Source organism: Cupriavidus sp. D384, from assembly GCF_001652915.1.
Classification (GTDB): domain Bacteria; phylum Pseudomonadota; class Gammaproteobacteria; order Burkholderiales; family Burkholderiaceae; genus Cupriavidus.
Genome location: NZ_BBQI01000095.1, coordinates 171,174 through 194,339 on the forward strand (window position 1 = coordinate 171,174; position 23,166 = coordinate 194,339).

19 protein-coding genes are annotated in these 23,166 nt (G+C 67.1%); 8 read left to right on the top strand and 11 right to left on the bottom strand.

Features of this window, described 5'->3' with window-relative positions:
* Positions 1–31: 31 nt before the first annotated feature.
* The 3 genes from A9J21_RS23320 to otsB are packed head-to-tail and all read right to left on the bottom strand — an operon-like array spanning position 32 to position 4,120.
* Entirely contained in the window at positions 32–1,426 is a 1,395-nt protein-coding gene (locus A9J21_RS23320) for a trehalose-6-phosphate synthase (RefSeq protein WP_066739538.1), read from the bottom strand.
* Between the two features lie 31 nt (positions 1,427–1,457).
* Positions 1,458–3,323, bottom strand: a complete 1,866-nt coding sequence (locus tag A9J21_RS23325; protein WP_404851410.1) for a glycoside hydrolase family 15 protein — start codon at positions 3,321–3,323, stop codon at positions 1,458–1,460.
* Positions 3,320–4,120 carry a trehalose-phosphatase gene (gene otsB / locus A9J21_RS23330; RefSeq protein ID WP_066739539.1) on the bottom strand — a complete coding sequence of 267 codons (801 nt, stop codon included), beginning with the start codon at positions 4,118–4,120 and terminating at the stop codon, positions 3,320–3,322. The genes A9J21_RS23325 and otsB overlap by 4 nt, the downstream gene beginning before the upstream one ends.
* Positions 4,121–4,308: 188 nt before the next feature.
* Between otsB and ilvA the strand changes: the two genes are divergently transcribed.
* Positions 4,309–5,844, top strand: a complete 1,536-nt coding sequence (ilvA, locus tag A9J21_RS23335; protein ID WP_066739540.1) for a threonine ammonia-lyase, biosynthetic — start codon at positions 4,309–4,311, stop codon at positions 5,842–5,844.
* An 8-nt stretch (positions 5,845–5,852) separates the two neighbouring features.
* Entirely contained in the window at positions 5,853–6,686 is an 834-nt protein-coding gene (gene queF, locus A9J21_RS23340; protein ID WP_066739541.1) for an NADPH-dependent 7-cyano-7-deazaguanine reductase QueF, read from the top strand.
* Positions 6,687–6,752: 66 nt separating this feature from the next.
* Here the strand turns inward: queF and A9J21_RS23345 are convergent, their stop codons facing one another.
* Complete coding sequence (locus A9J21_RS23345; protein ID WP_082926573.1) at positions 6,753–8,177, bottom strand: carbohydrate porin; 1,425 nt, start codon at positions 8,175–8,177, stop codon at positions 6,753–6,755.
* Positions 8,178–8,426: 249 nt separating this feature from the next.
* Between A9J21_RS23345 and A9J21_RS23350 the strand changes: the two genes are divergently transcribed.
* From A9J21_RS23350 to A9J21_RS23370, 5 genes are read left to right on the top strand one after another with little or no spacing between them, the layout of a single operon-like run.
* On the top strand, positions 8,427–9,101 hold the full coding sequence (locus tag A9J21_RS23350; protein WP_066739542.1) for a TetR/AcrR family transcriptional regulator: 675 nt from the start codon (positions 8,427–8,429) through the stop codon (positions 9,099–9,101).
* A gap of 21 nt (positions 9,102–9,122) precedes the next feature.
* A complete protein-coding gene (locus tag A9J21_RS23355; RefSeq protein WP_066739543.1) occupies positions 9,123–10,094 on the top strand; it encodes an HlyD family secretion protein in 972 nt (323 codons plus the stop codon).
* The gene (locus A9J21_RS23360; protein WP_066739544.1) at positions 10,091–11,122 is read left to right on the top strand and encodes an ABC transporter ATP-binding protein; all 1,032 of its coding nucleotides are present in this window, start codon (positions 10,091–10,093) and stop codon (positions 11,120–11,122) included. The genes A9J21_RS23355 and A9J21_RS23360 overlap by 4 nt, the downstream gene beginning before the upstream one ends.
* Complete coding sequence (locus A9J21_RS23365) at positions 11,119–12,345, top strand: ABC transporter permease (protein WP_231907014.1); 1,227 nt, start codon at positions 11,119–11,121, stop codon at positions 12,343–12,345. Before A9J21_RS23360 ends, A9J21_RS23365 begins: the two co-directional genes overlap by 4 nt.
* A 17-nt stretch (positions 12,346–12,362) precedes the next feature.
* Complete coding sequence (locus A9J21_RS23370) at positions 12,363–13,838, top strand: efflux transporter outer membrane subunit (protein ID WP_066739545.1); 1,476 nt, start codon at positions 12,363–12,365, stop codon at positions 13,836–13,838.
* A gap of 206 nt (positions 13,839–14,044) precedes the next feature.
* Here A9J21_RS23370 and A9J21_RS23375 read toward each other — a convergent pair whose 3' ends face one another.
* The 3 genes from A9J21_RS23375 to A9J21_RS23385 form a co-directional block, all read right to left on the bottom strand.
* The gene (locus A9J21_RS23375; RefSeq protein WP_066739546.1) at positions 14,045–15,247 is read right to left on the bottom strand and encodes a pyridoxal phosphate-dependent aminotransferase; all 1,203 of its coding nucleotides are present in this window, start codon (positions 15,245–15,247) and stop codon (positions 14,045–14,047) included.
* An 81-nt stretch (positions 15,248–15,328) separates the two neighbouring features.
* Positions 15,329–16,174: a 3-keto-5-aminohexanoate cleavage protein gene (locus A9J21_RS23380; RefSeq protein WP_066739547.1), complete on the bottom strand. Its 846-nt coding sequence runs from the start codon at positions 16,172–16,174 to the stop codon at positions 15,329–15,331.
* A 10-nt stretch (positions 16,175–16,184) separates the two neighbouring features.
* Positions 16,185–17,510 carry an aspartate aminotransferase family protein gene (locus A9J21_RS23385; RefSeq protein WP_066739549.1) on the bottom strand — a complete coding sequence of 442 codons (1,326 nt, stop codon included), beginning with the start codon at positions 17,508–17,510 and terminating at the stop codon, positions 16,185–16,187.
* A gap of 182 nt (positions 17,511–17,692) precedes the next feature.
* Between A9J21_RS23385 and A9J21_RS23390 the strand changes: the two genes are divergently transcribed.
* Positions 17,693–18,601, top strand: a complete 909-nt coding sequence (locus A9J21_RS23390) for a MurR/RpiR family transcriptional regulator (protein WP_066739552.1) — start codon at positions 17,693–17,695, stop codon at positions 18,599–18,601.
* Positions 18,602–18,607: 6 nt separating this feature from the next.
* Here A9J21_RS23390 and A9J21_RS23395 read toward each other — a convergent pair whose 3' ends face one another.
* From A9J21_RS23395 to A9J21_RS23410, 4 genes are all read right to left on the bottom strand, one after another.
* Positions 18,608–19,525 (bottom strand): glutamate/aspartate ABC transporter substrate-binding protein, encoded by a 918-nt coding sequence (locus tag A9J21_RS23395; protein ID WP_066739553.1) that lies wholly within the window; start codon positions 19,523–19,525, stop codon positions 18,608–18,610.
* Between the two features lie 156 nt (positions 19,526–19,681).
* Positions 19,682–21,031, bottom strand: coding sequence for an MFS transporter (locus A9J21_RS23400; RefSeq protein WP_066739554.1), 1,350 nt, complete (start codon positions 21,029–21,031; stop codon positions 19,682–19,684).
* Between the two features lie 102 nt (positions 21,032–21,133).
* The gene (locus A9J21_RS23405; RefSeq protein WP_066739556.1) at positions 21,134–21,343 is read right to left on the bottom strand and encodes a DUF2783 domain-containing protein; all 210 of its coding nucleotides are present in this window, start codon (positions 21,341–21,343) and stop codon (positions 21,134–21,136) included.
* A 36-nt stretch (positions 21,344–21,379) separates the two neighbouring features.
* Entirely contained in the window at positions 21,380–23,134 is a 1,755-nt protein-coding gene (locus tag A9J21_RS23410) for an FAD-dependent oxidoreductase (RefSeq protein WP_066739558.1), read from the bottom strand.
* Positions 23,135–23,166: the final 32 nt, after the last annotated feature.

The following is a 23,166-nucleotide window of genomic DNA, read 5'->3' on the forward strand; positions in this document are numbered from 1 at the left end:
GGGCGCAACATCAATCGGGGTAACCAAGCGGTCAGCCCCCCTCCGTCTCCATCAGCGCCCGCAGGTACTCGCTGCTCCACCAGTGCACGTCCTGCAGCCGGATACGTTCCAGCAGCTTCTGGTGGCGGGCGCGGCGTTCGGACAGCGGCATGTGCAGCGCCTGCTGGATGGCTTGCGCGGTGGCGCGGGTGTCGTACGGGTTCACCAGCAACGCTTCCTTCAGCTGCTCGGCGGCACCGGCAAAGCGCGACAACACCAGCACGCCCGGATCGTCGGGGTCCTGCGCGGCAATGTACTCCTTGGCCACCAGGTTCATGCCGTCGCGCAACGGCGTGACCAGCGCCACGCAACTGGCGCGGCACAGGCCCGGCAGCCGCCGGCGCGAGGTGGACCGATGGATATAGCGCACCGGCATCCAGTCCAGCTCGCCGTATTCCCCATTGATGGCCCCGGTAATGCCCTCCATCTCGCGGCGCAGGTCGGCGTAGGCATCCACCGATTCGCGCGACGGCGCGGCAATCTGGATCAGCGTGGCACTCGACCGGTTTTCGGGGTACTCGGCCAGCAACGTCTGGTACGCCTTGAGCCGTTGCGGCAGGCCCTTCGAATAGTCGAGCCGGTCGATCCCCAGCAGCAGCCGGCGGCGCGCGTACTGGCCGCGCATCATCTCGTAGGTTTCCACCGCCTCGTCGCCGCGTCCGAGTTCGGCAAATTCGTCAACATCGATGCCGATCGGGAACGCCTGCGCGCGCACCGTCCGGTGGAATGCGCGGAAGCGGTACTCGCCCATCGGCTCCGCGCCGGCCTCGCCCTGCACATAGCGCGAGAAATGGTCCAGGTCGGCCTGGCTCTGGAAGCCGAGCAGGTCGTAGGCAAACAGCGCGCGCATCAACCATTCGTGCTGCGGGATGGCGGCCAGGATCAACGGCGGTGGCAGCGGCACGTGCAGGAAGAACCCGATGCGCTGGCCGCAGCCGATGGCACGGAGTTCAGCCGCCAGCGGGATCAGGTGGTAGTCGTGAATCCAGATCACGTCGTCGGGCTTCAGCAGTGGCGCCAGCTTGCGCGCGAACAGCTGGTTCACCCGGCGGTAGGCATTGAGATTGCCGCCGGCATCGAAGTCCGCCAGGTCCACGCGGTAGTGCAGCACCGGCCAGAGCACGCCGTTGCTGTAGCCCAGGTAGTACGCGTCATGATCCTCCCGGCACAGGTCCACGGTGGCCAGCGTCACGTTGCCCGCCTGCACCTGGTGCATCTCGCCTTCGCCGGGCGTGCCGCCCTGCGCGGTTTCCAGCACCTTGCCGCTCCAGCCGAACCAGAGGCCGCCCGTCTTGTTGAGCGCTTCGGAAAGCGCCACGGCCAGCCCGCCCGCCGCGTGGTTGCGGGGGTCCGCGACCCGGTTCGATACCGCTACTAGTCTGCCCATATATCGCTTGTTGTTGTTGCCAATCCTTTCTTCAGATCACGGTGTCCCAGGGTGCCGACAACCGCATGGCACCGTTGATCAGGCCGACCATCGAATAGGTCTGCGGGAAGTTGCCCCACATCTCTCCGGTGACCGGGTGAGTGTCTTCCGACAGCAATCCCAGCGGATTGCGCGCGGCCAGCATGGCCTCGAAAATCTCGCGCGCCTCCTCGCGCCGCCCGATGCGCGCCAGCGCGTCGATGCGCCAGAACGTGCAGATATTGAATGCCGTTTCGGGCTTGCCGAAATCGTCGGGCGCCTCGTAGCGCCGCATGTACGGCCCGTCGCACAACGACTCTTCCAGCGCCTTCACCGTGGACACGAAACGCGGGTCCTTGGGATCGATGAAATTGACCTCGGCCATCAGCAGTACGCTGGCGTCAAGCTCCTTGCCGCCAAAGCTCTCGGCAAACGCCTGGCGCTTCTCGTTCCACGATTCGTCCAGGATGCGCTGCTTCATGTGGCCGGCATGGTCGTGCCAGTAGGCGGCGCGCGCGGGCTGTTCGAGCTTTTCGGCGATCTTCGCCAGGCGGTCGCACGCCACCCAGCTCATCAGCGCCGAAGACGTGTGGATACGGGCGCGCGTACGCAGCTCCCACATGCCCGCGTCGGGCGTGCCGAACACGCGCACGGCCTGCTCGCCCACATCCTCCAGCCGGCGGAATTCGGCAGGGCCGCCGCGGTAGAGCAGCCGGTGATCGTGAAAGGCCTGCGCGGCGGCCAGCACCACGTTGCCGTAGACGTCGTGCTGGAAGTGCTCCTGCGCCTGGTTGCCCACGCGCACGGGACCCATGCCGCGATAGCCGCCCAGGTGATCGAGCATGCTTTCCGGCAGTTCGCGTTCGAGCCCGATGCCGTAGAGAGGCTGGATATGCCCGTCCTGCGACTGCATCACCACATTGGACAGCCAGCGCAGGTAATCCTCCATGGTGCCCACCTCCGACAGGCTGTTCAGCGCACGCACCACGAAAAACGCGTCGCGCAGCCAGCAGAAGCGGTAGTCCCAGTTGCGGCCACTGCCCGGCGCCTCGGGGATGCTGGTGGTCATTGCGGCCACGATCGCGCCGGTTTCCTCGTAGAGCGACATCTTCAGCGTGATGGCGGCGCGGATCACGGCATCCTGCCATTCGCGCGGCACGGCCAGCCGGCGGCTCCAGAGACGCCAATACGAGGTGGTTTCCTGTTCGAAGTCGCGGGCGATGTCGTCCACGCCCTGCGTGAGCGTCTCGTCGGGCCCGAGAATGAAGTTGTAGCCGCGCGTGACCAGGAATGGCGTGTTCGACAGCACGTAGGCCAGCGGCGCGTCCGTGGTCAGGCGCAGCGTCATGTCGTCGCCGACAAAGCGCGCATGGCTGCTGCCGCGCGTCACCTGTGGCTTGATGCGGCCCCAGTTGAAACGCGGCGCCACCGTCACGCGCACCCGTGGCGCGCCCCGGATCGGGCGGATGCGCCGCACCAGCGTCAAGGGGCGGAAGTAGCGGCCCAGCCGGAAGAAGCGCGGGCAGAAATCGGTGATCTCCAGGCAGCTGCCGTGCTGGTCGATCAGCCGCGTGCGCAGGATGGCCGTGTTCGGCTCGTACCACTGCGTGGCTTCCTGGAAGTCCTCGATCTCGATATTGAAGTGGCCGGCGTTCTCGCTGGTATCGAGCAGCGCATTGAAGACGGGGTCGCCGTCGAAGCGCGGCATGCAGCACCAGACGATACGGCCACGGCCGTCGACCAGCGCCGAGAACGCGCAGTTGCCGATCATGCCGAGCGACAGCGACGGATCGGCCTGGCGGCAGGAGCTGTCCGAATCCGTATTGACCGCCGGCGCCTCGGTGGCAATGGCGGGGTTGAGGTTGGCAGGTTCACTCACAACGGTTCCTCCCTTGCAGGCGATGGGGGTGAGAGGGGATCGAGCGGTTCTTCGCGGCGCGCCATCAGATGGGTGAGCGCATGCGCGGAGCGATGCAGCCAGTCGCGCAGGACGGCGGGTCCCGCCACGCTGACAGAAGCAGCCGTGGCGCGCTGGCCCACCAGCAGGCCGACGCCGCCCAGTTCGCGCACCACGGTGAAGCCGGCTTCGTCGGTCACGTCGTCGCCGGCAAACAGCGGCATGCGGCCGGCAAACGGCGCCGAGCGCATGAATGTGGCAATCGCCCCGCCCTTGTCCACGCCGGCCGGCTTGATCTCGATGACCATCTTGCCGGGCAGCGCGTCGAGCCCCACCGCATCGCGCAGCACATCGGCCACGGCGGCGCGCACCAGCGGCTCCAGCTCCGGCACCTGGCGGTAGTGGATGGCGACGGCCACCGACTTGCGCTCCAGCTGCAGCCCTGGATGCTTGAGCACCAGCGCTTCCAGCCTGGGCAGCAGCGGGCCGATGCCCGGCGCGGGCGGCCGGACGATGCTTTCGGCGCCATGGCGGAATTCCGCGCCATGCACGCCGGCCGCCGGCAAACGCAGCGGTTGCAGGAAATAGTCGAGTTCGTCCACGGGACGTCCCGAGACGATGGCGAGCGCGCCGTCCAGGCAGGTGTGCAGCGCACGCAGCGTGCCAACCAGCTCGGGCTCCACCTGCACCAGGTCGGGGCGCGGCGCAAGGTCGGCCAGCGTCCCGTCGAAGTCCAGGAACAGCGCGGTGTTGGGTTCGATGAGAGGTAGGGGAGGCATCGCGTGAAACCGTAGCACGCCGATTTGACGAGCGTCCACCGGGCGCTGTCCTACAACAGTGCCCCTTGCGGCACCTGGGGCGCCATCATGCGAAGCTGGGGCCCGCATGTGCGTCATCCATTATCATTGGCGGTTTCCGCCGATTTTTCCGGCTTTTTTTGCCACGGCCAGCGTGGCGCCCGCAGACCATGACCCGCACCCCCGCCAAGCCCGACTATTTGAAGAAGATCCTGACCGCCAAGGTCTACGACGTGGCCCAGGAGACCGAACTGACCTACGCCCCCGCCCTGTCGGCGCGCACGAACAACGCGGTCTGGTTCAAGCGCGAGGACACCCAGCCCGTGTTCTCGTTCAAGTTGCGTGGGGCGTACAACAAGATGGCATCGCTGCGGCCCGAGGAACTCAAGCGCGGCGTGATCGCCGCATCGGCCGGCAACCATGCCCAGGGCGTAGCGCTGTCCGCCGCCCGGCTGCAGTGCAAGGCCATCATCTGCATGCCCACCACCACGCCGCAGGTGAAGATCGATGCCGTGCGCGAGCGCGGTGGCGAATGGGTGCAGATCGTGCTGCATGGCGAGTCGTACAGCGACGCGTACGTCCATGCCGCCGAGCTGGAAAAGAAACACAAGCTCACCTTCATCCACCCGTTCGACGACCCCGAGGTGATCGCCGGCCAGGGCACCATCGCCATGGAGATCCTGCGCCAGCACCCGGGCCCGATCCACGCGATCTTCGTCGCCATCGGCGGCGGCGGCCTGATTTCGGGCATTGCCGCGTACGTGAAGGCCGTGCGCCCGGACATCAAGGTGATCGGCGTGCAGACGTTCGATTCCGACGCGATGAAGCGCTCGGTGGACGCCGGCAAGCGCGTGGAACTGAAGGATGTGGGCCTGTTCTCGGACGGCACCGCCGTCAAGCTGGTGGGCAAGGAAACCTTCCGCATTACGCGCGAGCTGGTGGACGACATCATCCTGGTGGATACCGATGCAATCTGCGCGGGCCTGAAGGATGTCTTCCAGGACACCCGCAGCATCCTGGAGCCGGCCGGCGCGCTGGCCGTGGCGGGCCTGAAGGCCTACGCCGAGCGGGAGAAGCTCAAGGGCCAGCACCTGGTGGCGATTGCCTGCGGCGCCAACATGAACTTCGACCGCCTGCGCTTCGTGGCCGAGCGTGCCGAGGTGGGCGAGGCCCGCGAGGCCGTCTTCGCGGTGACCATCCCCGAGGAACGCGGCAGCTTCAAGCGCTTCTGCGAACAGGTTGGCACCCGCAGCGTGACCGAGTTCAACTACCGCATTGCGGACACCGGCGTGGCGCACATCTTCGTGGGCGTGCAGATCGCCAGCCGCGCCGAAAGCGACAAGATCGCCGCCAACTTCCGCCGCCATGGCTTCGACACGCTGGACCTGTCCAACGACGAACTGGCCAAGCAGCATATCCGCTACATGGTGGGCGGCCACTCGCCGCTGGCACAGGACGAACTGCTGTACCGCTTCGAATTCCCCGAGCGCCCGGGCGCGTTGATGAAGTTCCTGTCGAGCATGAGCCCGAACTGGAACATCAGCCTGTTCCACTACCGGAACCAGGGCGCGGACACGTCGAATATCCTGGTCGGCATCCAGGTGCCGAAGAACGAAAAGCGCGAGTTCCGCAACTTTCTTTCCACGCTTGGCTACGTACACTGGGATGAGACCGACAACCCCGTCTACAAGCTGTTCCTGTCCTGAGACCGACCATGACGCTTCCTGAGCACTCGCCGCTGGGCAAGCCCTCGGCCTACAAGACCGAATACGACCCGACGCTGCTGTTCCCGATTCCGCGCCAGCCCAAGCGCACCGAGATCGGCCTGCCGGAAGGCAAGGCACTGCCGTTCTTCGGGGTCGATATCTGGAATGCCTACGAGGTGTCGTGGCTGAACCTCAAGGGCAAGCCGCAGGTGGCGCTGGCTGCGTTCATCATCCCGGCCGACACGCCGAACATCGTCGAGTCGAAGTCGTTCAAGCTGTACCTGAACTCGTTCAACCAGAGCAAGCTCGCGTCGGCCGAGGCGCTGCAGCAACTGCTGCACCACGACCTGTCCGAAGCCACGGGCGGCACGGTGCAGGTGCGGCTGGTGACCGAATCGGATCTGGGCACGCAGAAGATGGGCGAGCTGGACGGCCTGCTGCTGGACCGCCTGGACATCGAGACCGACGTCTACGAACCCGATCCGACACTGCTCAAGGCCGATCAGGATGAATCGCCGGTGGAGGAATCGCTGGTGTCGCACCTGCTGAAGTCGAACTGCCTGGTGACCGGGCAGCCGGACTGGGGCAGCGTGCAGATCCGCTATGTGGGTGCACCGATCGACCAGGAAGGGCTGCTCAAGTACCTGATCTCGTTCCGCAACCACAACGAATTCCACGAGCAGTGCGTGGAGCGGATCTTTACCGACGTGATGCGCATGTGCAAGCCGGTGAAGCTGGCCGTCTACGCACGCTATACGCGCCGCGGCGGGCTGGACATCAACCCGTTCCGCACCAACTTCAACACGCCGTGGCCGGACAACCGGCGCAACGCGCGACAGTAATTTGCGCCTGCGCCGCCTTGCTCCCCGCCTCCGCAGGGCGGGAGAGCGGGAGAACACAGGCCCTGCTCAAAACTCCGCGTGCGCCCGGATGCCGTAGAACCTGGCCGGACCACGGTCGCGGTTGTAGCCCGGATTTCGCACGTACTGGAAGTCCGGGCTCAGCGTCAACGTCTTCCACACCGCCACGCTGTAGTAGATCTCGATGATCTGCTCCGGCCCGTAGCGCAGCGCGCCATCACCCAGGAAGGCCCCCAGGCCACCGGCGGCCAGGTAGTTGCGGTGCCCCGATCCCAGCATGTTCACGGCCACGGCCAGGCCCACCTCGTCCTTCGGACGGCCCCAGCGCGCGCCTTTCATCGTGCCGCCGGCCGATACCTGCCGGCCGATTTCGGTAAAGGCATAGGTCTCGGTCTTGTCATCGGACCAGTTGGCGCGCAGGAACACGCCGGCATCGTCGGCCACTTCCTGCAGGAAGGCCAGCCCGACGCCCCACTTGCTGTGCTCGCGGCGCACGTCGGCCACATCGGGCGTCACGCCGTTGGCCTGGCCGAACGCGATGGCATCGTTGAACGCGCCCATGCGCGCCTTGTTGCGCCATAGCAGCAGGCGCGCCTGGCCGGGCCGTTCCGCGATGGTGTAGCGCTTTTCCAGCTCCAGCATCTGGCCGTAGTGCTCGAACAGGCGGGTGTCCAGCTCGCGCCCGTTCGATTCCAGCGGCTGCAGGAAATGGCCGGCGCGGGCCGACCAGCCATCGCCGATGTATTCGAGCGCCGCGCCCCAGTTATAGCCGCGCGAGTCGGCGGGATAGTCCCACGAGCCGTGCGTCATGAACGACCAGTTCATGAACTGCGTGCGCGGGTCCGATCCGTAGGGGTTCTGGTCGAACACATCGATCACGCCGAAATTGCCGGCGGTCAGCGTCAGGCGCTGCTTGTCGACCGTACGCGCGAACTGGTTGAAATCGGCGTCCAGTGTCTCTTCGCCGCCGCCCATGCCCCAGTACTGCCGGATAAAGGCGCGGGCCCGATAGACCTTCGGGCTCGTGCTGGCGGTCTTGGCAAGCTCGCCGTTGCTCAGGCCGCCCATGCCGTGCAGATCCGAGAACGGCACGCCCTGTGCCACTTCGGGGTTGAGGTGGAATTCGGCGCCCTTCCACAGCCGCAGACCCAGGTCGAGCGTGGCGGTGAACGAATAGCTCTTGGCGCGATTCGGCGTCAGGCTGTTGTCGCCCGAATAGGGGGCACTGAACGCCGGCTTGCGCTGCCAGATATAGGTAGTCTGCCCATGGAATGCGAACGGGCTCTCCATGTCGTTCACGCGCGGCACGTTCGCTGCCGGCGCATTCACGGCCGGGACATCCGCGGGTGTCGTTTCCTGCGCGTGCGCCGCCGCCCACGGCAATGCCGTACCCGCCACCATCCAGGCAGCAAGCTGACGGACAAAGCGCGGGCGGGGCCGCAGCACGGCGGCCAGGAGACGGAAACGCTGCATAGGAAAACCCGGGACGCGGATGCACCACCCACGGGCACCCTTCTTGACAGGCGCGAGCATAGCCAAGCCGACATGACATGTCTATCCCGGTTTGCTGCATAGCAGCATTCCGCCAACGCTTGTTTTATCAACGCTTTGCGGTGGCGCAAAACCAATGTTGTAACCGTCCTTGTATTAATTAATCCGAAAATTAATATTCATCGGAGTACTCCCCCATCCCGACCCCGAAGGTCTCCCGGACTGGCTCCGATGCCCAACCGCCCACCGACCGATCCGCCGCGCCGTCCTGGCCGTCCTGCCGCGCAGGGAGCCGATGCCGGCCAGCGCGACCGCCTGATCGACGCCGCCGTCACGCTATTCGCCAGCCACGGCGTGGCGGCGACTTCGACCAAGGCCATTGCCGCCGCCGCCGGGGTCACGCCAGCCCTGGTGCACTATTACTTTCGCGACCGCGACACGCTGCTCGACGCGATCTTCGAGGAGCGGCTCCAGCCCCTGATCGAACACGTGTTCGGTGCGCTGCAGGCCGGGCCGCCAGACCCGATCGCCCGCATCCAGGCGCTGGCCGAGCAGTTGATCCGCACCGCGACGGCCACGCCGTGGTTTCCGGGCCTGTGGATTCGCGAGATCGTCGGCACCGAAGGCCAGTTGCGCGAGCGGCTGCTGCAGCGCGTGGCCCTGCAACGCGCGCATCTGATCGCCAGCCCGCTGGCCGCCGCCCACGCGCAGGGCCAGCTCAATCCTGGCCTGGCGCCCGCGCTGGTGATGGTCTCGCTGATCGGCCTGACGCTGCTGCCGCTGGCCACCACGCATATCTGGCGGGCCCTGCCCGGCGCCGCCGACATCGACACCGATACGCTGGTGCGCCATGTCACCGCCCTGCTGGGTCACGGGCTGTCCGTGCCGCCCAAAACCTCTGCCTGAACCCGATATCCCGGAGCCCGCATGATGCTTCCCGTCCCGAACCGCACCTGGCCCCTGCTGCTGGCCGCCGTGTCCGTGCCGATGCTTGCCGCCTGCAGCAACGACAAGCCCACCACCTGGCAGGGCTATGTGGAAGGCGAATTCGTTGCCGTGGCATCGCCGTTCGCGGGCCGGCTCGAAACGCTGTCGGTCGATCGCGGTCAGCAGGTTGGCGCCGGCGCACCGTTGTTCGTGCTGGAGTCCGACGACGAGCGCGCCGCGCGCCAGCAGGCCGCCGAACAGGTGCGCGTTGCCGAGGCCCAGCTGGCCGACATCCAGACCGGCAAGCGCCCTGTGGAAGTGGCCGTCAACCAGGCGCAGCTGGTGCAGGCCCAGGCCCAGGCCGGACGCAGCGCTGCCCAGCGCAGGCGCGACGAAGCGCAGTTCGAGATCGGCGGTATCTCGAAGGCACAGCTGGACGAAAGCCGTGCCACCGCCGATGCCGACGCCGCCCGCGTGCGCGAACTGCAGCGCGATATCGACGTGGCCCGCCTGCCCGGCCGCAAGGACCAGCTGGCCGCGCAAGGCGCCCAGGTAGATGCCGCACGCGCCGCGCTGGCGCAGGCCGAGTGGAAGCTGTCGCGCAAGTCGGTCAATGCCACGGTGCCCGGACTGGTCTACGACGTGCCGTTCCGCCCCGGCGAATGGGTGCCGGCGGGCAGCGCCGTGGTGCGCATGCTGCCACCCGGCAACGTCAAGGTGCGCTTCTACGTGCCCGAGGCCGTGGTCGGATCGCTGAAGAACGGACAGGCCATCACCATTCATTGCGATGGCTGCGCGGCGCCCGTGGCCGCCAGGGTCACCTATGTATCGAACGAGGCCGAGTACACGCCGCCCGTCATCTACAGCAACGAGACCCGCCGCAAGCTCGTGTTCCTGATCGAGGCCCGCCCCAGCGCCGCCGACGCCCCGAAGCTGCGCCCGGGCCAGCCGGTGGAGGTGACGCAATCATGACCACGCAGTCCACCACCGGCACCGGCAACGGCAACGGCAATGGCAACGGCAACCACCGCCGCAACGGCGAGCTGGTCATCGACGTTCATGACCTGAACAAGCATTTCGGCGACAAGCACGTGGTCAATAACCTGACCATGCAGGTGGCGCGCGGCGAGATCTTCGGCTTCCTGGGGCCGAACGGCAGCGGCAAGACCACCTCGATCCGCATGATGTGCGGCCTGCTGACGCCCGACTCAGGCTCCGGTACCTGCCTGGGCTACGACATCCTCAAGCAGGCCGCCGACATCAAGCGCAACGTCGGCTACATGACGCAGCGTTTCTCGTACTGGGAAGACCTGTCGATCCGCGAGAACCTCGACTTCGTCGCCCGCGTCTACGGCATGCCCAACCGCAAGGATGTGGTGGAGCGTGCGCTGGAAGACCTGGGCCTGCAGTCGCGCGCCGAACAGCTGGCCGGCTCGCTGTCCGGCGGCTGGAAGCAGCGGCTGGCGCTGGCCGCGTGCCTGCTGCACGAACCGCAACTGCTGCTGCTCGACGAACCGACCGCTGGCGTCGATCCCAAGGCACGCCGCGACTTCTGGGAGCAGCTGCACCAGCTGGCGGCGCGCGGTATCTCGGTGCTGGTCAGCACGCACTACATGGACGAGGCCGAACGCTGCCACAAGCTCGCCTATATTGCCTATGGCACGCTGCTGGCGCAGGGCACGTCGGATGAAGTCGTCGCCAGCCAGCACCTGAGCACCTGGAGCGTCGAAGGCGACAACCTGGCCGAGCTGTCCGCGCAACTGCAGGGCAAGCCCGGCGTGGACCAGACCGTGGCATTCGGCACCGCGCTGCACGTGACCGGCAAGGACGCCGGCCAGCTGGAACAGACGCTGCGGCAATACGCGGGCGCCGGCCATCGCATCGTACAGACCGACACCAGCCTGGAGGACGTGTTCATCCACATGATGGGCGGGGCCCAGGACAATATGGCCGCGCCGCCCCGGACGAAGGCCGCGCCCAGCCGCAAGGAGGCGTCATGAGCGCCACGCCCCCGCCGTCGCCAAATCCGCCGTCCCAGCCTTCGTCCACCCCGCCGCCCCACCCGTCGCGCCAGTCTGCGCGCCCGACCCACGCGTCGTTCTCGCTGCAGCGCTGGTGGAGCATCGTGCTGAAGGAATTCCTGCAGCTGCGCCGCGACCGCATCACGTTCGGCATGATCGTCGCCCTGCCCATCGTGCAGTTGCTGCTGTTCGGCTTCGCCATCAACAGCGACCCCCGCCATATGCCCACGGCGGTGATCGTTGCCGAGCACAGCGATTTCTCGCGCACGTTTATCGCGGCGATGGAAAACACCACGTACTTCCGGATCGTGCGCACGATGCCTGACGAGGCCTCCGGCCGCGAGGCGCTGTTGCGGGGCGACGTGCAGTTCGTGGTCAACATCCCGCACGACTTCTCGCGGCGGCTGCTGCATGGCGACCGTCCCCAGATCCTGGTGGAGGCCGATGCCACCGACCCATCGGCCACGGGCCAGGCCATCGCAGCGCTGTCGCAGCTGCCGGACACCGTCGCACGCATCGACCTCAAGGGCACGCTGGCCCCGCTGGCCGGCGGCAAGTCTGCCTTCGACGTGAATGTGCATCGGCTGTACAACCCCGAAGGCATCACCCAGTACAACATCGTGCCGGGCCTGATGGGCACCATCCTGACCATGACGATGGTGATGATGACCGGCCTCGCCATGACGCGCGAACGCGAGCGCGGCACGATGGAAAACCTGCTCGCCACGCCGGTGCAGCCCATCGAGGTGATCTCCGGCAAGATCGTGCCGTATATCTTTATCGGCCTGATCCAGGCCACCATCATCGTGCTGGCCGCGCACTACGTGTTCGCGGTGCCATTCCTGGGCTCGGTGCTGGCGGTCTACCTTGCCACGCTGCTGTTTATCGCGGCCAACCTGACGGTGGGCATCACGCTGTCGTCGCTGGCGAGCAACCAGCTTCAGGCGGTGCAGCTGACGTTCTTCTACTTCCTGCCGAACATCCTGCTGTCCGGCTTCATGTTCCCGTTCGCCGGCATGCCAACGTGGGCGCAGTGGATCGGCAACGTGCTGCCGATGACGTATTTCAACCGGATGGTCCGCAGCATCATGCTCAAGGGCAGCGGCTGGACCGAACTCTGGCCCAACGTGTGGCCCGTGGCGCTGTTCACGGTCATCGTCATGGGTATCGCCGTGCGCTTCTACAAGCGCACGCTCGACTGAACACGCGGAGCACCGCCATGCGTACGTTCCCGATCCTGCCCGCCTCGCTCGCCTCGCTCGCCGCGCTTGCCGCGCTGCTGGTCGCCGGTTGCACGGTAGGCCCCGACTTCCACAGCCCCGACGCCCCCACCGACGCGCGCTACACGGCCGGCCCGCAGCCCCTGCAGATGCCGGCCGAGGGCTTCCCCACGCAAACGCTGCAGCCCGGCGACGTGCCCGCGGAATGGTGGACGCAATTCGGCAATCCGCAACTCGACGAAACCATACGCATCGCGCTCGCCAGCAGCCCCACGCTGATCCAGGCGCGCGCCCGCCTGCGCGAGGCCCAGGAAAACCTGGCCGCGCGCACCGGCGCCACGCAATTCCCGCAGGTCGATGCCAAGCTCAACGCCACGCGCCAGCAGGTGGACCTGAACTCCGTCGGCATTACGCAGTTTCCGAGCCCCGGGCCATTCACGCTCTACAACGCCAGCGTGCAGGTGTCGTACGCGCTGGACCTGTTCGGCGGACAGCGGCGCGAGCTGGAAGGCCTGCGCGCCGCGGTCGACTACCAGCGCTACGAGCTTGAGGCGGCCCGCCTGTCGCTGGCCGCGAACGTGGCGACCACGGCGATCCGCGAAGCCGGACTGCGCGCGCAACTGGCCGATACGGTGGCCATCGCCGAAGCACAGCAGCGCCAGCTTGGCATCATGCAGCAGCGGCTGAAGGTGGGGGGCGTGGCGCGCGTGGACGTGCAGCGCCAGCAATCCGAACTGGCGCAGACGCAGGCGCTGGTGCCCGGGCTGTCGCAGCAGCTCGATGCCACACGCCACCAGCTGGCCGTCTACACCGGCCAGACGCCAGCCAGCGCGCAACTGCCCGAATTTCGGCTCGAGGACCTGCACCTGCCCGAGACCCTGCCGGTCAGCCTGCCCGCCGAACTGGCACGCCGCCGGCCCGATATCCGTGCCGCCGAGGCGCTGCTGCACCAGGCATCCGCCGACATCGGCGTCGCCACGGCCAACCTCTATCCGCAGATCACGCTGACCGCCAGCGGCGGCACCCAGCAGATGCGCGCCCGCGACCTGTTCAGCAGCATGAACATCTGGAGCCTGGCCGCTGGCGTGGTACAGCCCGTGTTCCACGGCGGCGAACTGCGCGCACAGAAACGTGCCAAGGAAGCGGCATACGAGCAATCGCTGGGCGCCTACCAGCAGGCCGTGCTGCAGGGGCTGCAGAACGTGGCCGACACGCTGCGCGCGCTCGACGCCGACGCAGGCACGCTCCAGGCCCGCGCCGACAACGCCCGGCAAACGCGCGACACGTTGGCAATCGTCAACGAGCAATACCGGCTGGGCGGCGTCAGCCAGTTCACCGTCATCGACGCCGAACGCCAGGCCCGGCAAGCCACGCTGGACCTGTCCCAGGCCCGCGCGGCGAGACTGGCGGATTCGGCCGCGCTGATGCAGGCGCTGGGCGGCGGGTGGTGGGGCGAGGAGGTGGCGGCGAAGTAGATTGAGACGAATCTGAAAGCGAGCCGAGTGTATTGACGGTTGCGTTCGCGGACGCGATGATCACTCCCGTAGCGACGCAGCGGTTTAAACTGCCTCGACGGCCCAGGGCCCCTGCGACAAACGGCGTCGTCATCGTAAGCGCACTTTGAGTGCGACAGACCTGGGTACCGCACCTTTTCATAGCCTCCGCAACCCGGAGGCTATCGTCAAGACATCTCCAAAAACCCCCGCAACCGCCTCACTCCCTCGTCCAGCCGTTGCACGTCGCACGCGTAGCACCATCGGACGAAGCCTTCGCCCTCGTCGCCGAAGGCGCTGCCGGGGGCCAGTCCCAGGTGGGCCTCGCGCACCAGGCGTTTGCAGAGCGCCAGGCTGTCGGTGGCGCCTGCCAGCCGGAAGAAGACGTACATCGCGCCGTCCGGGGCATGGGCTTCCACGCCAGGCAGGGCGGAAAGCGCGCCGACCAGGTGGTCGCGCGATGTGTGCAGCCGCTGTACCAGGTCTTGCGTGAACGCCTCGCCCTGCTGCACCGCCACAATGCCGGCTTCCTGCACGAACGACGGCGCGCACGACGTGTTGTATTCGATCAGCTTGCCCAGGTCGTCCATCAGTGACGCGGGCAGCACCATCCAGCCGAGCCGCCACCCTGTCATCAGCCACGCCTTGGAGAACGAGTTCACGGCGATCACGCGCTCGTCGCGGCTGGCGATGTCGAGGAAGGACGGCGCGTTGCCGCCTTCGTTGCCGTAGTAGAGCCGTTCGTAGACTTCGTCGGCGATGATCCAGATGCCGTGGCGGCGGCAGTGGTCCAGAACGGCCTGCTGCTGGCTGCGCGGCATGACCCAGCCCGTGGGATTGTTCGGCGAGTTGATCATCACCGCGCGCGTGCCGGGGGTCAGGGCGCGCAACAGCTTGTCGATGTCGAGTGTCCAGCCTTCGTCGCCAAAATCGAGCGCGACGGTTTCCACGGTGGCGCCGAGGATGCGCGGAATTTCCACCAGGTTGGGCCAGAGCGGCGTGACGCAGATCACGCGGTCGCCGGGGCCGGCCACCAGTTGCGCGGCCAGCATCAGCGCGTTGACGCCGGCGCTGGTCACCGCGATGTTTTCGACCGCCGTGGCGCCGTGCAGCCGCGTGACATAGTCGGACAGCGCGGCGCGCAGCGGTGCGATACCAAGGTTGTGGGTGTAGAACGTGGCGCCGCCTGCCAGCGCCTGGGCGGCGGCATCGCGGATAAAGGCCGGGGTGACCTGGTCCGACTCCCCGAACCAGAACGGCATGACATCGGGCAGGCCGATGCCGGCGTTGGCCACCTCGCGGATGCGCGAGGCCCGCAGGCCGTGGACGATGTCCCGCGCCAGCGGCACGGCTTCAGGCAGAGAAGGCAGGCGAGACGGACTGGCGGACATCGGCACTCCTGGAGCGGAATTGGATGAAGCGCCTAGCGTACCGGAATCCCGCCGGCCCTGCCGGGACGAATGACTGCGGGATTACGCGAAGCGCGCGCGCAGGTCGGCGGCCGTCATCGCCGCATAGCCAAGGCTGCCCAGCGGCGTGCGTACGGCGCGCAGCAGGCCGGCGTTGTCGGGTGCCATGGCGCCATCGGGCAGCGTCATGTTGTTCTCGAAGCCGATGCGCGCATGTCCGCCCAGCATCACGGCCGCCGCCGCACAATCGGCCTCCTGCTTGCCGAATGCGCAGACCGCCCATTCGATACCGCTCTGGTCCAGACCCATCTCGTGCCACGCGGCCAGGAACGGCAGCAGGTCCGTCGGCGACGACTTCTGGCCGGCCGAATAGCGGCCCAGCACGAACAGCACCCAGTGGCGGCCTTCGGGAATCCCTCCGCTGCCCCGCAATGCGGCGTAGCGGCGCACATCGTTGGCGTCGTAGAGGATGTACTGCGCCACCACATGCTCGCGATGCATCCACTGGAAAAACGCTTCGGCAGCCGGCAGCGCGGCATCGTCGGGCACCAGTTCGCGCACCGCCACCGACGCCGCTTCCGGACGCAGCGCCTGCACCATGGCGATCTGCTGGGCCGGCTGGTAGATGCCAACCGCCTCGGTGGTCAGCTGCAACACCAGGTTCTGGCCGACGGCCTTGCGCACGGCTGCGATGGCTGGCTCGTAGTCGGCCACTTCAAGGCTGTGCGTGGCATCGGCCTTGCGCACATGCAGGTGGATCATCGCCGCGCCGGCTTCCACGCACTCGCGGGCGCACCGGGCCAGTTCGTCGGGGGTGATGGGCAGGCGGGCGTGGTCGGTGTGGGTCTTGCGCGCGCCATTGGGCGCCACGGCCAGGGCAAACGGGCGGCGCAGGGTATCGGTCGTCATGCGTCGTTCCTCAGGCCGGCAGGACCTGGTTCACCGACTGCGCGAAGCGGTCGACGATATTGTCGATATCGGCCGGCGTGCAGATGAACGGCGGCGCGAACAGCACGTGGTCACCATGGATGCCATCGACCGTGCCCCCCATCGGGTAGACCAGCAGGCCATTTTCCATGCAGGTGCGCTTGAGCACGGCGTGGGTCTTCTTCGCCGGATCGAGCGTGGCCTTGGTGGCGCGGTCGGCCACGAACTCCACGCCGACGAACAGGCCGCGGCCACGCACGTCGCCCAGGTTCGGATGGCTGCCCAGCGCCTCGCGCAGCCGTGCGCGCAGTTGCTCGCCGCGCGCCAGCACGTTGTCAAGCAGCCTGTCCCCGGCAATCGTGCGTTGCACGGCCAGCGCGGCGGCACACGCGGTGGCGTGCCCGATATACGTATGACCATGCTGGAAGAAGCCGCTGCCGCCGACAATGGCGTCGTAGATGCGCGCCGTGGACAGCATCGCGCCGATCGGCTGGTAGCCCGCACCCAGGCCCTTGGCGATGGTCACGATGTCGGGCACCACGCCGTCTTCCTCGCAGGCAAACAGGTAGCCGGTGCGGCCCATGCCGGACATCACTTCGTCCAAAATCAGCAGCACGCCGTATTTGTCGCACACGGCGCGGATGCGCTTGAGGTAATCCGCCACCGGCGGCACCGCGCCGGCCGTGGCGCCCACCACGGTCTCGGCCACGAATCCAGCCACCGAATCGGGCCCCAGTTCCAGGATCTTGGCCTCCAGCTCGTCGGCCAGGCGCTGCGCGTACTGCACGTCGGTCTCGCCCGCAGCCTGGTCGCGGTAGGCGTAGCACGGCGACACATGGTGCGCGGGCACCAGCAGCGGCAGGAACGGCTCGCGGCGCCACGCGTTGCCGCCAATCGCCAGCGCGCCCAGCGTGTTGCCGTGATAGCTCTGGCGGCGCGCGATGAAATGACGGCGCTGCGTCTGCCCGGTCTCGACGAAATACTGCCGCGCCAGCTTCAGTGCGGCTTCCACGGCCTCGGAGCCGCCCGAAACGAAATACACGTGGTTCAGGTCGCCCGGCGCGGCATCGGCCAGCGTCTGCGCCAGCGTTTCCGACACTTCGGTCGTGAAGAACGACGTGTGGGCATAGGCCAGCGTATCCACCTGCTGCTTGATGGCCTCGATCACGCGCGGATGGCCGTGCCCCAGGCACGACACCGCCGCACCGCCGGAAGCATCCAGATAGGCGCGGCCGTTGCTGTCGAACAGCTCGATACCCTTGCCGCCTACGGCGACAGGCAAGGTTTGCTTGGGATTGCGATGGAAGACGTGCGTCATGGTGGGCGTGCGAGAAAGCGCATGGGCGCGAAACAGGTAGCCAGTATAGGAACAACCAACCGCGCGCGCAACAACTGTTTCATTGATCGCAGCGAAAGAAACATACGGTTCCCACATTTCCGCGAACACCGGGCGGCGACCTATGCAACAATCGTTGCAAATCCCGCTTTTTCATCACATCGATGTCCGCCAACCAGCCCACCCCTCCCGAATCGCTCGACGCCCTGCTCGAACAACTGCGCACGGAATTTCCGAACCTTAGCGCCCAGTTCCAGGGCGGCGCGCGCTATCTGCTGGACCATCCGCGCGACATCGCCATCCAGTCGATGCGCAAGGTGGCCGCCAATGCCGGGGTGCAGCCGGCAACGCTGGTGCGGCTGTCGCAATCGCTCGGATTCGAGGGCTGGCAGGGTCTGCGTGAACTGTTCGTGACGGCCGTGCGCGAAGGCGGCAGCCAGCCGTATGCGCGCCGGGCACGCAAGGTGGTCAAGGATTCGGACAAGACCAGCGGTTCGGGCAAGATGCTGGCCGAGATGATCGAGGTCCAGCACCACAACCTCGACGCGCTGCTTGCCAACAATGCGGACACCGTGCCCCGCGCCGCCGACCTGCTGGCCGCCGCGCCCATCGTGCACGTGGCTGGCTTCCGCTCCTGCTTTCCGATTGCGTTCACGTTCCACTACATCTACGGGCTGTTCCGCAGCTCGGTGCGGCTGATCCGCGGCGACGCCGGCACCCTGGAGATGGAATTGCGCGCGCTCAACGCCAAGGACGCCGTGCTGGTGGCCGGCTTCGCGCCCTACTCGCAGGAAAGCCTGCGCGTGGCCCAGGCCGCGCGCGAGGCTGGCTGCAAGGTCATCGCCCTGACCGACAGCACGGTGGCCCCGATTGCCCTGGAAGCCGACTGCACGCTGCTGTTCGCCATCGACAGTCCATCGTTCTTCCCGTCGATCACGTCGGGCGTGACGATGGTGGAAGTGCTGGTCGAGCAGTTGCTGGCCCGCAAGGGCAAGGGGGCAATCCGGGCGCTGGAGCAGACGGAGGGGCAACTCCATCGCACCGGCGCCTACCTGCCGGAAAAGGGCCGCTGAACCACCTTACTCGAACGCCTCGTCATTGGGGTTGGCATAGGCCTTCCTGATCTGTTCGCTCTGCGGCAGGTCGAACGAGATGTTCTTGGGCGGCACCGGCTTCTGGAACCACTTGGCGTAGAGCGTGTTGATCTCGCCGCTGCGCATCAGGCCGGTCATGGCGTTATCCACCACCTGCTTGAAGCCCGGGTCGTCGCGGCGCATCATGAAGCCGTAGGCCTCGAACGATTGCGGCGTGCCCACCACGGCCCAGTCGTCGGGCTTCGGTGCCAGCGTGCGGGCGCCGGACAGCAGCACATCGTCCATCATGAATGCCGCCACGCGGCCAGACTGCAGGATCAGGAACGATTCGCCGTAGTCCTTGGCGCTCTGGATCGTCATGTTGGCGCCCTTCTCGTCGTTGAGCTTGCGCAGGATGCGCTCCGACGTCGTCCCCGCATTCGTCACCACCGTCTTGCCGGCCAGGTCCGGGAAGTCGTGGATCGGGCTGCCCTTCTTGACCAGCAGCCGCGTGCCGGCCACAAAGTACGTGGTCGAGAACGCCACCTGTTGCTGGCGCGATTTCAGGTTGGTCGTGACGCCGCATTCCAGGTCGACCGTGCCGTTCTGCACCAGCGATTGGCGATTTTGCGATGTCACCGGGACCATGCGCACCTGCAGGTTCGGCGAGCCGGTTTCTTTCTTGACCGCATCGACCACGCGATCGCAGATGTCCTGGGCAAACCCGATCACCTTCTGGTTGCCGTCGTAGTACGAGAACGGAATCGACGACGTGCGGTGCCCGATCGAGATCGCATTGGACGACTTGATCTTGCTGAGCGTCGGGCTGGCGGCCACCGCGGCCGCGTCGGCAGCCAGCGCCGAACCGGCGCCGCTCAACGTTGCCAGCAGCACGGCGGCACGGATCGGGAAGGACTGGGTCATGGAAACACTCCTGTTGAATGAAAGCGTCAGCTGTTGCAATGCTAGTCATCCAGCAACAAGTGTTCCATCATGGATTACCATGAAACAAATGGATTTTCCCCGAAGTCGGGCATGCAACGCCCGGCTTTGGGGAAATGTGGCGGTGCGGCGAAGGGGTCAGTGCGCCACCGGGGTGCGCGGAATGCCCTTCCACATCGCCAGTCCGCTCGCCAGCAGCAGGCCCGCCAGCAGATACAGCGCGTTGTCCATGCTGCCGGTGTGCGTCTTGATCTGGCCGATCACCCAAGGGCTGACGATGCCGCTGGTGATGCCGATGCTTGAAATGAACGCGATGCCGGTGGCGGCCGTCTGGGCCGGCAGATGGCTGGGCGGCAGCGACCAGAAGATCGGCAGGGCGGCAAAGATCAGCACGGCCGCCACCGACAGGATCGCCAGCGACACCCCCAGGCTCGGCACATGCAGCGTCAGCGCCGCCAGCGCCAGTGCGCCGCCTGCGGTACAGCACAGGAAGTGCCCGTGGCGCTCGCCCAGCCTGTCGGAACGGCGCGCGATCAGGATCAGGCCCACGGCGCCAATCGCGTTCGGGATCACGGAATAGAGGCTGATCGCCATCACGTCGCGGATGCCGAAGTCGCGGATCATCAGCGGCATCCAGAACGACAGCGTCAGCGAGCCGCAGGTCAGCGCGAAATAGATGAATGCGAACAGGTACAGGCGCGGATTGCGCAGCGCCTGGCCCAGCGCCTGCAGCGAATGGGCGTGGCCGCCCTTGCCCCGGGTCTCGGCCGCGTGCTGCGCCACCAGGTAGTCCTGTTCGTCCGGGGTCAACCAGCGCGCCTGGCGCGGGCCATCGACCAGGCAGAACGCCGCCACCACCCCCAGCAGCACGGCCGGCGCGCCTTCGATGGCAAACATCCATTGCCAGCCGTACATGCCCAGCACCCCGGCCATGTCTCGCATGATCCAGCCCGATACCAGCCCGCCCAGCACCCCGGCCACTGCCACGCCGGCAAAGAAGATCGCCATCACCGCCGCGCGGCGGCGTGCCGGGAACCAGTAGGTCAGGTACAGCACGATGCCCGGGAAAAAACCCGCTTCGAACACGCCCAGCAGAAAGCGCAGCAGGTAGAAGTGCGAAGGCTTCGACACCATCATCATCCCCACCGAGGCCACGCCCCACAGCACCATGATGCGCGTGAACGTGCGCCGTGCCCCGAAGCGGGCCAGCAGCATGTTGCTGGGCACCTCGCAAAGCACGTAGCCGATGTAGAACACGGCGGCGCCCAGTCCGTACATCGCATCGCTGAAGCCCAGGTCCTGCTTCATCTGCAGCTGGGCGAAGCCAATGTTGATGCGGTCCAGGAACGACACCACGTAGCAGACGAACAGGAACGGGATGATGCGCAGCCAGACCTTGCGGTACAGCGCGTCTTCCTGCCGCAGGGGCAGGCTGTGTGGCAGAACTTCGGGCAAGGCGGGGGCGGCGCCCAGGCTCTGGGTGTGCATGGTAGTCTCCGGATTCGGGGGGGCAGCAGGCGCGAGTCGCCCCCGGGGCGTCGGGTGCGCCCCTGCGGAGGTCGATCGCGGGTTGGGTGGTAGCCGGGCGCGCTAGGCTGGTGCTGGCGCTTCGGCGGCCGCACGGGCCAGGCGCATGGCTTCGGCCAGCGTGTCCTGATCGCCGATGTGGTTGGACAGCAGCAGGATCAGCCGCGCGTTGACGGCCTGGCTGGCGGCATCGTCGAGGTCGCGGTGCATATCGATCAGCGCCTCGTAGAAATCATCGGGGCGCGCGAGGTTGGGGGCGGTATTGAGCGGCATCGGGCCTGTCTCCTTCGGATGGCGGCGTTCGGGTCTTCAGGCCAGGGCCGGTGCCTGCACGGGGGCGGATGGCGCCAGGTTCGTCGATGCCGGCGCATTGCCGGTGGCACGGGCCAGCGCGGCGGCAATGCCGGCCACATCGACACCGCGCCAGCGCGCGCATACGTGCTGGTCCGGCCGGATCAGGTAGCAGGTGCCGGCGCGGGCGTCGAAGCGGTTGGCGGCCAGGCCTTCGGTGTCGCGCAGCACCGTGGCGCCGGGCCAGGCCTGGGCCGATGCCGAGATGGCCGCGTCGGTCACAAACACCACGCGCAGCGGAATGCCACCCTGCTGCAGCGTGCGCAGCGCATCGGCCTGCGCGGCATCGAGCCCGGCGGGCGGGCCGAACACCAGCGCCACGAACTCGTTGCCCAGATGCTGCAGCAGCCACGGCTTGCCAGCCGCATCGGCCACCGGGGCATCGACACACGCGGCACCCGGCGCCATGGCTCCGCCAAACGCATCGGCATCCGCCGTGTTCAGCACCGAATCGCGCAGCACGGCCGGCACCGACAGGCGGCCGCTGTTGACCAACTGCCGCGCGAACGCGTGATCGCGGGCCAGCGTCAGCACGGCATCGCGGAACACGCGGCTGACCGCGCTCTTCGGCGTGATGAAATCGGTGGAGCGCGTGGAATTGCGGATATTCTCGTCCGCCGCGTACTCGCGTTCGCTGGCATAGGTGTCCAGCAGGCTGTCGGGCGCCTTGCCCTGCAGCACGTAGGCCAGCTTCCAGGCCAGGTTCTCGGCGTCCTGCACGCCGCTGTTGGCGCCACGCGCACCGAACGGCGACACACCATGCGCGGCATCGCCGGTGAACAGCACGCGGCCATGGCGGAAGCTGTCCATGCGCACGCAGGCAAACGTGTAGACGCTGACCCACTCCAGTTCGAACTTCGCATCCGGACCCAGCAGCGCCTGCACGCGCGGAATCACGCGCTCGGGCGCACGCTCGGCCACGGGATCGGCATCCCAGCCCAGCTGGAAGTCGATGCGCCAGACGTTGTCGGGCTGGCGGTGCAGCAGCACCGACTGGTTCGGATGGAACGGCGGGTCGAACCAGAACCAGCGCTCGGCCGGGAACGGCGCTTCCATCTTTACATCGGCAATCAGGAAGCGGTCGCGGAACGTGTGTCCGTGGCTTTCCTGGCCCAGCATCCTGCGCAGCGGACTGCGCGAGCCATCGGCCGCCACCACGTAGCGGCCGCACAGCGTGTAGCAGCCGTCGGGCGTCTCGATGGTCAGCGCCACATGGTCGGGGTGCTGCGCCACGGCCACGGCGCGGCTCTTCCAGCGGATGTCGATATTCGGCATCGCCCGCGCGCAGTCGAGCAGGTAGCCCTCGACGTAGTACTGCTGCAGGTTGATGAACGCCGGCCGCTGGTGCCCGGCCTCGGGCAGCAGGTCGAACGCGTAGATCTGGCGGTCCTGCAGGAACACCTTGCCCACGTGCCAGCGCACGCCCTTGTCGACCATGCGGTCGCCGCAGCCCAGCCGGTCGAAGATGTCCAGCGTGCGCTTGGCAAAGCAGATCGCGCGCGACCCGGTGGACAGCGTGCAGTCGTCATCGACCAGCACCACGGGCACGTCGTGGCGCGCCAGGTCGATCGCGGTGGCCAGCCCCACCGGCCCCGCGCCCACCACGATCACGGGATGCGGGCCGTCGGCCCGGTGGCCGCCCTGCTGCTCGGCACAGGGCGCGTAGGCGTACGTCTGCTTCTGGTAGTCGATGTCGACTTCGGTGCTGCTCATGGTGTCTCCGTCCACTTGTGTGGTTGTGTTCT